This window comes from Actinomadura sp. 6N118, from assembly GCF_044326415.1.
Taxonomy (GTDB): Bacteria; Actinomycetota; Actinomycetes; order Streptosporangiales; family Streptosporangiaceae; genus Spirillospora.
On the sequence record NZ_JBIRAZ010000004.1, the window covers coordinates 377,645 to 390,293 of the forward strand.

Genomic DNA, 12,649 nt, shown 5'->3' on the forward strand with positions numbered 1-12,649 from the left:
CGACACTCCTCGTACGTCGAAGTCCAGCATGCTGCAGAGAAGCCCCCTGGCCCCTCCATCTGCGACCCTACCGAACCCAAGACCCGCACATCGCCACCGGCGGCGTGTGATGTGAAGGGTGAGTCGCACTCCCCCATCAGAGGGATTTACGGCGACAGCATGTCCGCTGTCAGATTGGCTTCTGTGCCGGGGACGCCCTGGTCTTGAGCGCGTTTGTCGGCCATGGCCAGCAGACGCCTTATACGGCCCGCGATCGCGTCCTTGGTGAGCGGCGGGTCGGCGAGCTGGCCGAGCTCCTCCAGCGAGGCCTGCTTGTGCTCCAGGCGCAGCCGGCCCGCGTTGACCAGGTGCTCGGGGGCGTCGTCGCCGAGGATCTCCAGCGCGCGGGCGACCCGGGCGCCGGCCGCGACGGCGGCGCGGGCCGAGCGGCGCAGGTTGGCGTCGTCGAAGTTGGCCAGCCGGTTGGCGGTGGCCCGGACCTCGCGGCGCATCCGCCGCTCCTCCCAGGCCAGCACGCTGTCGTGCGCGCCGAGCCGGGTGAGCAGCGCGCTGATCGCGTCGCCGTCCCGCACCACGACCCGGTCGACCCCGCGGACCTCCCGCGCCTTGGCGTGGATCTTGAGCCGGCGGGCGGCGCCGACCAGGGCGAGCGCGGCCTCCGGTCCCGGGCAGGTCACCTCCAGTGACATCGAGCGGCCGGGCTCGGTGAGCGACCCGTGCGCGAGGAACGCGCCGCGCCAGGCGGACTCGGCGTCGCAGGCCGCACCCGCGACCACGTGCCGGGGCAGCCCGCGCACGGGCCGCCCGTTGTTGTCGATCAGACCGGTCTGCCTGGCCAGGGACTCGCCGTCCCGGAACACCCGGACCACGTAGCGGTTGCCCTTGCGCAGGCCGCTGGGCGCCAGCACGACCACATCCGACGTGTGCCCGAACACCTCGGCGATGTCCTTGCGCAGCCGCCGGGCGGCAGAACCGGTGTCGATCTCTGCCTCGATCACAATGCGTCCGCTGACCAGATGCAGGCCGCCGGCGAAGCGCAGCAGTGTCGACACCTCGGCCTTGCGGCAACACGGCTTCATGATGGACAGCCTGCTCAGCTCGTCCTTCACCACACCGGTCATCGCCATAGATGAACCCTCCCCCTAATGAACTTCCTGCAGTCTGGCCGATCGCGGCCCGCGCGGTTGTCAGTCAGCGAATATCTGTACGAAGGCTTGGGCCAGCAGGGTGGGATCATGACGCGGCGACCCGTCCGCCGCGGCGACGTCGGTGAGCACCAGGCTGCCGCCGAGGGCCTGTACGGCCTTGTCCAGCGCCGCGGCGTCGTCGACGACGCCGCGGTCTGCGAGGACGACGTCGATCCGGAGGTCGGGGGCGTGCGCCTGCAGCACCTCGAGGTGGTTCTGCGGCGAGAAATCGTCGGTCTCCCCGGGCTGCGGCACCAGATTCAAGGCGACGATCCGCCGGGCACGGGTCTCAGTCAAGGCCCGGGCCAGCTCGGGGACCTTCAGATGCGGGAGAACGCTGGTGAACCAGGAGCCCGGACCGAACACGACCCAGTCGGCCTCCTGCACCGCCTGCAGCGCCTCGGGGCACGCGGGCGGGTCGGTCGGCACCAGGGACACGCTCAGCACCGTCCCGGGCGTCTTGGCGCACGCCACCTGGCCCTTGACCCTGGAGACGGCGTCCGGGTGAGCCGGGTCGGCGCCCCGTACCTCCGCCACGATGTCCATCGGCACCGACGCCATCGGCAGCACGCGCCCGTGGGCGCCGAGCAGGCGGCCCACCCAGTCGAGCCCCTCGACGGCGGAGTCGGCCCCGAGCAGCTCCCAGAGCGCGACGATCAGCAGGTTGCCGACGGCGTGGTCGTGCAGGTCGCCCTGGCTGCGGAACCGGTGCTGCGCCACGTCGCGCCAGGTCTGGCCCCACTCGTCGTCGCCGCAGAGCGCCGCCAGCGCCATCCGCAGATCGCCCGGCGGCAGCACACCGAGCTCCTTGCGCAGCCGGCCGCTGGAGCCGCCGTCGTCGGCGACCGTCACCACGGCGGTCAGCCGGTCGGTCACCCGGCGCAGCGCCGACAACGACGCGTAGAGGCCGTGGCCCCCGCCGAGCGCGACGACCTTGGGCCCAGGGGAGTTCACCGTGCCGCTCGTCTCCTCGTGCCGGACCTGATCGGAACGCTCACTCACGACCGAGATCACGATGGGCCACCTGAACCTCGATGCCCTCGTCCCGCAGCCGGGTGGCGATTTGCTCCGACATCGCAACACTACGGTGTTTGCCGCCTGTGCATCCGACAGCGAGCGTGACGTAGTGCTTGCCCTCGCGCTCGTAGCCGTCGGTCAGCAGCCGCAGCACCTCGGTGTAGGCGTCGAGGAACTCCTTGGCGCCGCGCTGAGCCAGCACGTATTCGCGCACCGGGGCGTCGCGGCCGGTCTGGGGCCGCAGCTCGGGCACCCAGTGCGGGTTGGGCAGGAACCGGCAGTCGACGACGAGGTCGGCGTCGACCGGCAGGCCGTACTTGTAGCCGAACGAGAGCACGGTGGCGCGCAGCCGGGACTCGCCGGTGTCGTCGCCGAAGAAACTGACGATCTTGGCGCGCAGCTGGTGCACGTTCAGATCGCTGGTGTCGAGGACCAGGTCGGCCTCGGCGCGCACCTCGCGGACCCGCTCGCGCTCGCGGGAGATGCCGTCGATCAGGGTGCCGTCGCCCTGCAGCGGGTGTGGCCGCCGCACGCTCTCGAAGCGCCGCACCAGGGCGGCGTCGGAGGCCTCCAGGAACACCACGCGCGGATGCACGCCGCGGGCCTCCAGATCCTCGATCGAGGAGTGCAGGTCGGCGGTGAAGGCGCGGCTGCGCACATCGACCACGACGGCGATGCGCGGCACCGCGTCCTTGACCCGGCCGCCGAGGTCGGCCATGGTCGCCAGCAGCCCCGGCGGGAGGTTGTCGACCACGAACCAGTCGAGGTCCTCCAGCGACTTGGCGGCCGTGCTGCGCCCCGCCCCGGACATGCCGGTGACGATGACGATGTCCGGGACCTGTGTCTCGGCGGTCATCCGGGCTCCCCCCTGTGCTCCCCGTCGTCGGTGCCCGCGCGTTCCTCGCTCGCCCGTTCCTCGCTCGCCCGTTCCTCAACCGCCCTGGTCGCGGACCCGCCCGGGACCGGCGCTCCCCCGAGCGCGGCGGCGATCTGCGCGGCGCTGCGCAGCCCGATGCCCGGCACCTCGGCGATCTGCTCGGGTGTCGCTTCCTTCAAGCGTTTGAGAGAGCCGAAATGTTTCAGCAGGGCCTTGCGGCGGGCCGGGCCCAGGCCGGGAACGTTGTCGAGCTCGCTCGCCGTCATCGTCTTGGAACGTTTCTGGCGGTGGAAATTGATCGCGAACCGGTGCGCCTCGTCCCGGACCCGCTGGACGAGGTACATGCTCTCGCTGTTGCGCGGCAGGATCACCGGGTCGTCGTCGCCGGGCAGCCAGATCTCCTCCAGCCGCTTGGCGATGCCGCACAGCTCGATGTCGTCGATGCCGAGCTCGTCCAGCGCCCGCTGCGCCGCCGCGACCTGTGGCGGACCACCGTCGACGACGACCAGGTTGGGCGGGTAGGCGAACTTGCGTGGACGGCCGGTCTCGGGGTCGATCGGCTGGTGCGCCGCGCCGATCTCTGCGCCGCTCTGCGGGCCGCCCTCCGGGCTCCCCGCTGTGCCCCCTTCCGGCGCCCTTTCCAGCCCCTCTTCCAGCTCGGCCTCCATGGCCGCCTCGGGGTCGCCGAGGGTGTCGAGCTCGCCGGTCTTCTCGCTCTCGGCGAGGTAGCGCTTGAACCGGCGGGAGATCACCTCGTGGATGGACCGGACGTCGTCCTGCCCCTCCACCGCCTTGATCGTGAAGCGGCGGTATTCGCTCTTGCGGGCGAGCCCGTCCTCGAACACCACCATGGAGGCGACCACGTTGGTGCCCTGGAGGTTGGAGACGTCGTAGCACTCGATCCGCAGCGGCGCCTCGTCCAGGTCGAGGGCGTCCTGCAGCTCCTGCAGCGCCTTGCTCCGGGTGGTGAGATCGCTGGCCCGGCGCGTCTTGTGCTGCTTGAGCGCCTCCATCGCGTTGCGCTGAACGGTCTCCAGCAGGGCCTTCTTGTCGCCGCGCTGGGGCACCCGCAGGTGCACCGGGCCACCGCGCTGCTCGCTCAGCAGCTCGATCATCGCCTGCTCGTCCGGCGGCATCGCGGGGACCAGGACCTCGCGCGGCACCGAGTCGCTCTCGCTGTAGATCTGGATGAGGAAGTCCTCGACCAGGTCGCCGGTGGTGACGGCCTCGACCTTGTCGACGACCCAGCCGCGCTGGCCGCGGATGCGCCCGCCCCGGACGTAGAAGACCTGGACGGCCGCCTCCAGCTCGTCCTCGAAGAAGGCGATCATGTCGCAGTCGGTCGTGTCGCCGAGCACGACGGTCTGCTTTTCGAGCGCGCGCTCGAGCGCACGGATGTCGTCGCGCAGCCGCGCGGCCCGCTCGTACTCCTGTGACGCGGCGGCCTCGCGCATGTCGCGCTCGAGCCGCTTGATGAAGCGGCTGGTGTTGCCCGCCATGAAGTCGCCGAAATCCTCGGCGAGGAGCCGGTGCTCCTCGGCCGTCACCCGCCCCACGCAGGGCGCCGAGCACTTGTCGATGTAGCCGAGCAGGCAGGGCCGGTCGAGCTGGTGCTGCCGCTTGAACACGCCCGGCCGGCAGGTCCGCACCGGGAAGACACGCAGCAGCTGGTCGACCGTCTCCCTGATCGCCCACGCGTGGGAGTAGGGGCCGAAGTAACGCACTCCCTTGCGTTTGGCGCCTCGCATCACCATCACCCTTGGAAACTCCTCGTCAAGGGTGACGGCCAGATACGGATAGGACTTGTCGTCGCGGTAACGGACGTTGAACCGGGGGTCGAACTCCTTGATCCACGAGTATTCGAGCTGCAGCGCCTCGACCTCGGTGCCGACGACCGTCCAGTCGACGCGGGCGGCGGTCTGCACCATCGTCTGCGTGCGGGGGTGCAGACCGGCGAAGTCGGCGAAGTAGGAGTTGAGCCGGGAGCGCAGGCTCTTGGCCTTGCCCACGTAGATGACCCGCCCGTGCTCGTCACGGAAGCGGTATACCCCCGGCGAGTCTGGGATGGACCCCGGGGCGGGTCGGTAGGTCGCCGGATCTGCCACGTCATAAAGCCTAGTGGGCGCAGCCGACAACGCAGATCTCACAGGGTGATCCAGATCTCGATTCGGACCCGTGATGATCGGAAAGGGACTACCGGATGGCATCCAGTCCGCGATCAAGATCAAGGGAGGTCGTCCGGACGTGTCCGCGCTCTGGTCCTGGATCATTCTTGCGATAGCGGTCATCACCTCGGTGGTCGTGGTGGAGGGAGGCCGGCGCCTGCTGGCCGGCCGGTTGTCCGCGCGGTGGCCCGCGGTCGGGGCGGTGGCCCGCCGCTGCACCGCGCCCGCGTTCGCCACCGCGGCTGTGATCAGCTCGAACGCGGCCATGCCGTACCAGTTGCTGGGTGCCGGCGCGAGCGGGGTCGTCCGGCACGGGATGCGGATCGCGGCGATCGGCGCCGCCACCTGGCTGCTCCTGCGGATCTCGTACGCGCTCACCGACCCGGCGCTGAACCGGCTGACCCGCATCGAGGGCGAGCGCAACCGCCGCGCGCGGCGGGCCCGGACCCAGATGATGCTGCTCCGCAGGATCGCGGCGGTCGTCGTGGTGGTCGTCGCGGTCGGCGCGGCGTTGTTCACGTTCCCGGCTGTGCGGGCCCTCGGAGCCGGAGTGCTGGCCTCGGCCGGTGTGGCCGGGCTGGTCGTCGGCATCGCGGCCCGGCCGACGCTCGGCAACCTGTTCGCCGGGCTGCAGCTGGCGTTCAGCGACGCGCTGCGCCTTGACGACGTGGTGGTCGTCCAGGGGCAGTGGGGCCGCGTCGAGGAGCTGACCCTGTCGTACGTCGTGGTGCACCTCTGGGACGACCGGCGGCTGATCCTGCCCGTGTCGTACTTCACCGAGCAGCCGTTCGAGAACTGGACCCGCCACTCCAGCAGGGTGATGGGCACGGTGGTGGTCCACGTGGACTGGTCGGTGCCGGTCGAGGAACTGCGTACCGAGGTCTACTCGTTCCTGCGCGAGAGCCCGCTCTGGGACCGCCGCGAATGGGTGCTGGAGGTCACCGACGTCCTCCCGAACGGGCTGGTGCAGGTCCGCGCCCTGATGAGCGCCGCCGACTCAGCCAGCGCCTGGGATCTGCGCTGCGACGTACGCGAACACCTGGTGCGCTATATCCGCGAGAACCACCCCCATGCCCTGCCGAAATTCCGCACGGAACTCCCCGAGCCCCTCCTCTCCCATGCCGATGGCCGGTAGAGGGGCCCGGGACCCGCGGAACGCGGCCGTCAAGCGAGCTTGATCTGCCCGTCCGCGACCGTGACCTGCTTCTCCTCCAGCGGCTCGGTCGCGGGGCCCGCGGCCACCGAGCCGTCCGCGATCTTGAACTTGCTGCCGTGGCACGGGCAGTTGATCGTGCCGCCGGCGACCTCGTCGACCGGGCACTTCTTGTGCGTGCAGATCGCGCTGAACGCCTTGTACGCGCCCTGCGTCGGCTGGACCACGACGACCTTCTGGTCCTTGAAGACCTTGCCGCCGCCGACCGGGATCTCGCTCGCCTGCGCCAGTGCGGCTCCGCCACCCGCATTCGGCGACTGCTGCCCAGCCGAGCCGTCTCCCCCGGAGTCACCCGAGTCGTCGGATCCGCCGCACGCCGCGACCACCCCTGCGGCGCCGGCTAGCCCGACTCCAATGAGAACCCCGCGCCGGGTGTTGCCCCCCTCCGGTGCCGCAGTGGCCGGCTTCTCGATCTCTTCCACCTGCGATGCGGGCTCCATCACCATGAACTTCATACCTCCGTGTGCGGCATTCGATTACTCCCCTGTCACAAGGAGGAACGGATGCGTCACGCGGACGGTTCAATCCTGAACTGATCAGCTGCGAGCGATCCCGGTCCCCCGCAGATACCCTTCCCACCAGGCTCGAGCTTGACCTTTCCCGACCATGCCGTGCGGCTATCGTGGCCGGGCGCGATCGCAGTTGAAGGCGTACACTCATGTCGAGCGAGGGTCTGCAGGTGCCGACAGCAAAGCCGGCGTCGCCCTGGTTCTCACTTCATGGGCCCCCGGGCCCAGACAGGTCCGGCGCCCATGCCGCCGCATCACCAGCTCCGAAGCCGCTACGCGGGATGAGGCCCACGCCCCTCGCCATGTCCGGCAGCGCCGCCGGCCTTCACAGCCTTGGATCGGAGATCCGGCCCATGACCGACCACGTTTCGCTGGACGACGCCGGAATGACCCTCGAACGTTCGACCGGGCACCTCCTCATCACCCTCCGGGGCGAGCTCGACATCGCGTCCATCCCGGAGCTCCGCGGTCCGCTGTACGTGGCCCTGCGGGACCCCGGTCCCCTGGTGGTCATCGACCTCTCGGGCGTGACGTTCTGTGACGTGTCCGGCCTCGCCCTGCTGGTCGGAGCCCGCCGCCGGACGGCGGCGCGCGACATCTCGATCGTTCTCGCCGGACCCCGGCCGCACATGGAACGGCTGCTGAGCCTCACCGGCCTCAAGCGCGCCTTCACCATCCGCCGGTCGGTGCGCGACGCGCTCCAGCCGGGCCCCGGCGCCCGTTCGACCGCGGCGTGACCGCGGCCGAGGGCACCCCTACGAGAGCCCAGGTGGTCCAGAAGATGTGGAATGACGAGATAGCGGACGACGAGGTCGCGCCGATCAGGTGGGGCCCCGCCGGACGGACCTGGAGCCCCGGGGACCCCGAACGGCTCACGGCGTCATTCGACCTGATGGCTGCGGTCCTGGACGGCACCGGCCTGCCGGAGATGCTCGTACGCGTCGCGACGCACGCACGCGTCATGGCCCGGGCGCGCCTGGCCTTCATCGCACTACCGCAGGACGACCCCAACCTCCTGCGCGTCGACATCGCCGTCGGCGACGACGGCGACCGCATCCACGGCCTGACGGTCCGCCGTGGCCGCTCGATGATCGGGCGCGTGTTCGCCACCCGGCGCGCACTGTCGGCGCGGGTGGCTGTGGATCAGGCCCTCACGGGCCTGCCGGCCGGTCCCATCCTGCTGCTGCCACTGGAGACGGGCGAGGCCACCCGCGGCGTGCTGGCCGTGGTCGGCCGTCCGGGCGATCTGCCGCTCAGCGCCTCGGTCACGCGAAGTCTCGCGCTGTTCGCGGGCATGTCCGCCACCCTGATCGAGCTGGCCGAGGAACGCCGTGCGGCCGACCGGACCGCAGAGCTGCGTTAGCGGAGCCGCGTTGGGGAACGCGGAGTCATCAAGGGACACAGAGTATTTGAGGGACGCAGAGTTATCGGGAAACACGGTGTTGCGTTGAGGGACAAGGGGCGCGGATAGGGAGCACGAGACTCGGGCCCGTGCCCCCATCCGGGGCCCGGGCCTGGTCCGGCCTCGGACGGCTCAGAGCTTGAAGAGCTTGGCGTAGGGCGCGATGATCCGCGCCTTCACCGTGCCGAAGTCGACGAGGACGGCTTGCCCCTCGACCTCGAGAACGCGTCCAAGACCGTGCTTGTCGTGAGTCACCTGGTCGCCCAGCTCGAACTCCTTGACCGGCGGTGCCGGGAGCGGAGGCTTGAAGGGGCTGGTCGGCAGGTGTCGCCGCTTGGCGGCTCGAGAGGGTTTCATCACTTGCCAGTATGCGCCACCCGGGACGATTCCGGGGCATTTCCCCGGTACCTGACCTTGAATTTTGCGTTGACGGGCACGCTTGGGCAGGTGGCCGGGATGTGTGCTATCGTAGATGCGTTGCGGTTCCCATAAACATTGTTGTGTGCGCCTGACGGATCCATCTCAGGCGCTTTTTGTTTTTTCTGGATCTTCCGGATGGGCTGTCGCGGCGTCCCCGTGCCCACAAGGGGTGGGTTCGGGGCCTATCCAGAAGAAGGAGATGGCTATGGCCACCGGTACGGTCAAGTGGTTCAACGCGGAAAAGGGCTTCGGCTTCATCGAGCAGGACGGCGGAGGCCCCGATGTCTTCGCTCACTACTCGAACATCGCTTCGCAGGGCTTCCGTGAGCTCCTTGAGGGCCAGAAGGTCTCGTTCGATGTGACCCAGGGCCAGAAGGGCCTCCAGGCCGAGAACATCGTTCCCGCCTGACCCGACCTGCTGACGATGCCCTCGGCGGGCACGGCCTCACGGCCGTCGCCCGCCGGGGGCATCGTGCGTTTTCACGGTGGTCAGGCTGCAGGTCGTCTAGGAACGAGCCAGATGTTCGGTCATGGCGTCCAGGAGCCAGCGGGTCAGGTAGTCGGCGTAGGACGAGCGGACGAAGATCCGGTAGTCATGGGGCGCGGTCTGGTGCAGCACTATCTGGGCTTGGGCGAGGTTCGTCTGGGCGCAGGTGCCCGGAGTGAAACTGCGGGGATGCAAGTCCAGGGCGCAGCCGTGGCGGAGGACTTCTTGGGCGGCGGGCCCGCTCAGCTCCAGGACGGTGCGTGCCGCCGAGACGTCCACGGCCGAGCCGCAAGTGCCGCCACAGTCGCCGCCTATCGCGGAGAGCAGGCCTGCCAGGAGACCGAGCGCGCGGTTCTGGCGGTCGACGACGAGATACCAGCCGGGGCCCATCCAGAGGATGTGCGGGTCGCCCTTACCCGTGGCCCGGTGGGGGGCGGGGATCTCGCAGGAGAGGAACTGACCCACGCGAGGGCCGAAGGAATCGGCGTCTTCGTCGTCCAGGCGGAGTTCGACCTGGGACAGGAAAGGCAACTCGCGTAGGCGGGCAGGGCCTCCGGTGCGGGCCAGCGCGCCGGAGAGATGCTCGATCGCGCTTCTAGGCATCGCCGTCACGGCGGCTCCCCTCCTTGTCATAGGCGATCGGGTCGGTGACCTCCACGGGGATGGCCCTGGTGGAGTCGACCGCGTAGATCCGTTCGCCGAGGCGGCTGCTCCCGTCAGCGAGGAGCGCCAGGGCGAATGAGCCGATCGTGCCTCGGTAGGCAGAGGTCACGTGGCCCTGCATGGCAGTCGCCTCGGGAGCGGCGACGAGCTGGGAGCCTTCGGTCAGGACGTGGGACTGGTCGAGGGGGCGCAGGCCCACGAGTTGTTTGCGGCCGGGACGGGTGGTGTCGGGGCGTCGCAGGGACCGGCGGCCGAGCCAGTCGCCGTCGGATGCCACAGCCCAGGACAGGCCCGCATCCAGGGGTGTGACCGTGCCGTCCGTCTCTTGACCGGCGATGATGTAGCCCTTTTCGGCGCGGAGGACGTGCATGGTCTCGGTGCCGTAGGGGGTGGCACCGGCCTTGATCACCGCCTCCCAGAGGGTCAGGCCGTGCCAGGAGGGGACGTTGATCTCGTACGCGAGTTCGCCGCTGAAACTGATGCGGAACACGCGGGCGGGCAGGCCGGCGACGACGGCCGGACGGACCGCCATGAACGGAAAGGGCTCCGGAAGGACCGTGAGGGTCTGGAGCGCGTCCCGGGAACGGGGTCCCACGAGGGCGACCGTGGCCCACTGGTCGGTGACCGACGTACAGCGGACCCGCAGGTCCGGCCACTCGTCCAGCCACTCCTCCAGCCAGTCGAGGACGATGGCGGCGTTGCCCGTGGTCGTCGTCAGATGGAAGTGGTCTTCGCCCAGCCGCGCCGCCACGCCGTCGTCGAAGATCATGCCGTCGGTGCCGCACATGACGCCGTAGCGGCACCGGTTGATCGCCAGGGTGGAGAACCGGCCGGTGTAGACCCGGTCGAGGAACCCGGCGGCGTCCGGGCCCTGGACGTCGATCTTGCCCAGGGTGGACGCGTCGAGGGCGGCGACGGACCCGCGGGCCGCCCGGCATTCGCGCAGGACCGCCTCCTCCATGGACTCGCCGTCGCGGGGGTAGTACCAGGGGCGCTTCCAGTCGCCGACGTCCTCGAAGACCGCGCCGTGCTCCTCGTGCCAGCCGTGCATCGGCGTGCGGCGCGCGGGAGACAGCAGGTCGCCCCTGTCCCGCCCGGCGAGGAGGGCGAACGAGATCGGCTCGACCGGCGGGCGCTGCGTCGTCGTCTGCTCACCGAGGAGCCGGGCGGTGATCACACCCGAGGTGCGGCCCTGGTCGGCGGCGGTGCCGATCGTCGTGTAGCGCTTGACGTGCTCGCCGGAGGCCAGGCCCGCCCCGGTCGCGCGTCGCACGTCCGCGAGGGTGGCGTCCCGCTGGAGATCGACGTACACGCGCGAGGCGTCGCGTTCAGGGACGTGTTCGGCGGCGCGGCCGGGGACGCCGAGCGCCGTGCCCACGACCTCGATGTCGCCGCGTTCTCCCCCATCCGGGACGAACGCGGCGTGCTCATCCGACCAGCGCGTCCGGCCGCCCGCCTGCGAGTAGAGGCTCAGGTTGGGGCTCCAGCCACCGGAAACGGCCAGGAGATCGCAGGGCACCCGTTCGCCTCCGACGAACGCAGCGCACAGGACACCGTTCTCGTCGGCCTCAGTGCCTTCCACGGCAAGCCCGGCGCGCGCATCCACGATGCGGGCGATCTCGATGCCCGCGGCTTCCAGCGCGGCAGCTGAGCTAAGGGCGTCGTCGTGTGCGGCGAAGACCACGGCCCGGCGGCCCGGCAACACGCCGTAACGTTCGACGTAGGCGGCCGCGGCTCCGGCCAGCATGATCCCGGGCCGGTCGTTGTCCGGGAAGAGCATCGGGCGTTCGAGTGCGCCCGTGGCGAGCACCGTCCGTTCCGCGCGGATGTGCCAGAGGCGCCGGCGGGCCATGTACGGGGGCGCGTCATCGCCCAGATGATCCGTGCGCCGTTCGACGGCCACCAGGAAGTCATGGTCGTAGTAACCGGTGACGGTGGTGCGTTTCAGGACGGTGAGGTCCTTGTGGTGCTGGAGGTCGCCGCTCAGCTCGGGCTGGTCGTCGGCGAGGATGACGCGCGCCCCGGACGCGGCGGCCATGCGGGCGGCGGCGATCCCCGCCGGGCCGCCGCCGACGACCAGGACGTCGCAGTGGGCGTAGGTTTTGTCGTAACGGCTGGGATCGGGCCGATCGATGAGTCGTCCACGACCGGCGAGCGACACCGCGCGCAGGCCCTCGTACACCTCCAGCCGGGTGGCGGGCACCATCGGCTCGCCGGGACCCGACTCGACCTGCACGAACGCGTTCGGCTCCTCGGCACCGGCGCTGTAGACGCCGCGCGGACGTCCGCTGTAGGTCCCGCGCGCCACGATCCGAACGCCATGCGCCAGCAACGCGGAGGTGAGGGTGTCGCCCGGGTGCGCCTCGTACGCGACTCCGTCGAAGGTGACGGTGAGTGTGCGGGAGCGGTCGATGCGAGAGCCGCCCGCAGACGTGCGGAATGAGCCGGTCATGAGGGGATCTCCGGGCGGATCTCGTACGTGACCGTGTGCCTGGCCACGTTGAACCAGCGGCGGCAGCCCGCCGTGTGCACCCACCTCTCCTCGAACCACCCCTTCGGGTTGTCGCGCATGAAGAGGTAGTCGGCCCAGGCCGTGTCGTCCAGCGCCTCCGGATCGGAAGGGAAGGCGATGCGCGCCTGCCCTCCGTACCGGAACTCGGTCTCCGGCCGGTCTCCGCACCACGGGCACGGAATCAGCAACATCGATGG

At 70.2% G+C, this 12,649-nt stretch carries 13 protein-coding genes; 4 read left to right on the forward strand and 9 right to left on the reverse strand.

Features of this window, described 5'->3' with window-relative positions:
- Nucleotides 1-146: 146 nt before the first annotated feature.
- The 4 genes from whiA to uvrC are packed head-to-tail and all read right to left on the reverse strand — an operon-like array spanning nt 147 to nt 5,186.
- Nucleotides 147-1,127 (reverse strand): DNA-binding protein WhiA, encoded by a 981-nt coding sequence (whiA, locus tag ACH34W_RS12565; RefSeq protein ID WP_395960975.1) that lies wholly within the window; start codon nt 1,125-1,127, stop codon nt 147-149.
- Between the two features lie 60 nt (nt 1,128-1,187).
- The gene (gene yvcK / locus ACH34W_RS12570) at nt 1,188-2,141 is read right to left on the reverse strand and encodes a uridine diphosphate-N-acetylglucosamine-binding protein YvcK (RefSeq protein WP_395961187.1); all 954 of its coding nucleotides are present in this window, start codon (nt 2,139-2,141) and stop codon (nt 1,188-1,190) included.
- A gap of 40 nt (nt 2,142-2,181) precedes the next feature.
- On the reverse strand, nt 2,182-3,060 hold the full coding sequence (gene rapZ / locus ACH34W_RS12575) for an RNase adapter RapZ (protein ID WP_395960976.1): 879 nt from the start codon (nt 3,058-3,060) through the stop codon (nt 2,182-2,184).
- Nucleotides 3,057-5,186 (reverse strand): excinuclease ABC subunit UvrC, encoded by a 2,130-nt coding sequence (gene uvrC / locus ACH34W_RS12580; RefSeq protein WP_395960977.1) that lies wholly within the window; start codon nt 5,184-5,186, stop codon nt 3,057-3,059. Before uvrC ends, rapZ begins: the two co-directional genes overlap by 4 nt.
- A gap of 73 nt (nt 5,187-5,259) precedes the next feature.
- Between uvrC and ACH34W_RS12585 the strand changes: the two genes are divergently transcribed.
- Nucleotides 5,260-6,381: a mechanosensitive ion channel family protein gene (locus ACH34W_RS12585; protein ID WP_395961188.1), complete on the forward strand. Its 1,122-nt coding sequence runs from the start codon at nt 5,260-5,262 to the stop codon at nt 6,379-6,381.
- 29 nt (nt 6,382-6,410) lie between these two features.
- On the opposite strand, the gene ACH34W_RS12590 is transcribed toward ACH34W_RS12585, so the two are convergent.
- Entirely contained in the window at nt 6,411-6,914 is a 504-nt protein-coding gene (locus tag ACH34W_RS12590) for a Rieske (2Fe-2S) protein (protein WP_395960979.1), read from the reverse strand.
- 407 nt (nt 6,915-7,321) lie between these two features.
- On the opposite strand from ACH34W_RS12590, the gene ACH34W_RS12595 reads away from it, so the two are divergent.
- A complete protein-coding gene (locus tag ACH34W_RS12595) occupies nt 7,322-7,705 on the forward strand; it encodes an STAS domain-containing protein (RefSeq protein WP_395960980.1) in 384 nt (127 codons plus the stop codon).
- A 44-nt stretch (nt 7,706-7,749) separates the two neighbouring features.
- Nucleotides 7,750-8,331 (forward strand): GAF domain-containing protein, encoded by a 582-nt coding sequence (locus ACH34W_RS12600; protein ID WP_395960981.1) that lies wholly within the window; start codon nt 7,750-7,752, stop codon nt 8,329-8,331.
- Between the two features lie 171 nt (nt 8,332-8,502).
- On the opposite strand, the gene ACH34W_RS12605 is transcribed toward ACH34W_RS12600, so the two are convergent.
- Nucleotides 8,503-8,727 carry a hypothetical protein gene (locus ACH34W_RS12605; protein ID WP_395960982.1) on the reverse strand — a complete coding sequence of 75 codons (225 nt, stop codon included), beginning with the start codon at nt 8,725-8,727 and terminating at the stop codon, nt 8,503-8,505.
- A 268-nt stretch (nt 8,728-8,995) separates the two neighbouring features.
- Here ACH34W_RS12605 and ACH34W_RS12610 point away from each other — a divergent pair, with 268 nt between their 5' ends.
- Nucleotides 8,996-9,199, forward strand: a complete 204-nt coding sequence (locus ACH34W_RS12610; RefSeq protein ID WP_395960983.1) for a cold-shock protein — start codon at nt 8,996-8,998, stop codon at nt 9,197-9,199.
- A 96-nt stretch (nt 9,200-9,295) separates the two neighbouring features.
- On the opposite strand, the gene ACH34W_RS12615 is transcribed toward ACH34W_RS12610, so the two are convergent.
- The 3 genes from ACH34W_RS12615 to ACH34W_RS12625 are packed head-to-tail and all read right to left on the reverse strand — an operon-like array spanning nt 9,296 to nt 12,643.
- Nucleotides 9,296-9,880 (reverse strand): sarcosine oxidase subunit gamma, encoded by a 585-nt coding sequence (locus tag ACH34W_RS12615; RefSeq protein WP_395961189.1) that lies wholly within the window; start codon nt 9,878-9,880, stop codon nt 9,296-9,298.
- Nucleotides 9,873-12,392: a 2Fe-2S iron-sulfur cluster-binding protein gene (locus ACH34W_RS12620; protein WP_395960984.1), complete on the reverse strand. Its 2,520-nt coding sequence runs from the start codon at nt 12,390-12,392 to the stop codon at nt 9,873-9,875. The genes ACH34W_RS12615 and ACH34W_RS12620 overlap by 8 nt, the downstream gene beginning before the upstream one ends.
- The gene (locus ACH34W_RS12625; protein ID WP_395960985.1) at nt 12,389-12,643 is read right to left on the reverse strand and encodes a sarcosine oxidase subunit delta; all 255 of its coding nucleotides are present in this window, start codon (nt 12,641-12,643) and stop codon (nt 12,389-12,391) included. The genes ACH34W_RS12620 and ACH34W_RS12625 overlap by 4 nt, the downstream gene beginning before the upstream one ends.
- Nucleotides 12,644-12,649 lie beyond the last annotated feature (6 nt).

Coding starts and splice junctions, on each gene's coding strand:
- whiA (WP_395960975.1), bottom strand. CDS start 1,127: ATGGCGATGACCGGTGTGGTGAAGGACGAGCTGAGCAGGCTGTCCATC.
- rapZ (WP_395960976.1), bottom strand. CDS start 3,060: ATGACCGCCGAGACACAGGTCCCGGACATCGTCATCGTCACCGGCATG.
- ACH34W_RS12585 (WP_395961188.1), top strand. CDS start 5,260: ATGATCGGAAAGGGACTACCGGATGGCATCCAGTCCGCGATCAAGATC.
- ACH34W_RS12590 (WP_395960979.1), bottom strand. CDS start 6,914: ATGAAGTTCATGGTGATGGAGCCCGCATCGCAGGTGGAAGAGATCGAG.
- ACH34W_RS12595 (WP_395960980.1), top strand. CDS start 7,322: ATGACCGACCACGTTTCGCTGGACGACGCCGGAATGACCCTCGAACGT.
- ACH34W_RS12600 (WP_395960981.1), top strand. CDS start 7,750: ATGTGGAATGACGAGATAGCGGACGACGAGGTCGCGCCGATCAGGTGG.
- ACH34W_RS12605 (WP_395960982.1), bottom strand. CDS start 8,727: ATGAAACCCTCTCGAGCCGCCAAGCGGCGACACCTGCCGACCAGCCCC.
- ACH34W_RS12610 (WP_395960983.1), top strand. CDS start 8,996: ATGGCCACCGGTACGGTCAAGTGGTTCAACGCGGAAAAGGGCTTCGGC.
- ACH34W_RS12615 (WP_395961189.1), bottom strand. CDS start 9,880: ATGCCTAGAAGCGCGATCGAGCATCTCTCCGGCGCGCTGGCCCGCACC.
- ACH34W_RS12620 (WP_395960984.1), bottom strand. CDS start 12,392: ATGACCGGCTCATTCCGCACGTCTGCGGGCGGCTCTCGCATCGACCGC.
- ACH34W_RS12625 (WP_395960985.1), bottom strand. CDS start 12,643: ATGTTGCTGATTCCGTGCCCGTGGTGCGGAGACCGGCCGGAGACCGAG.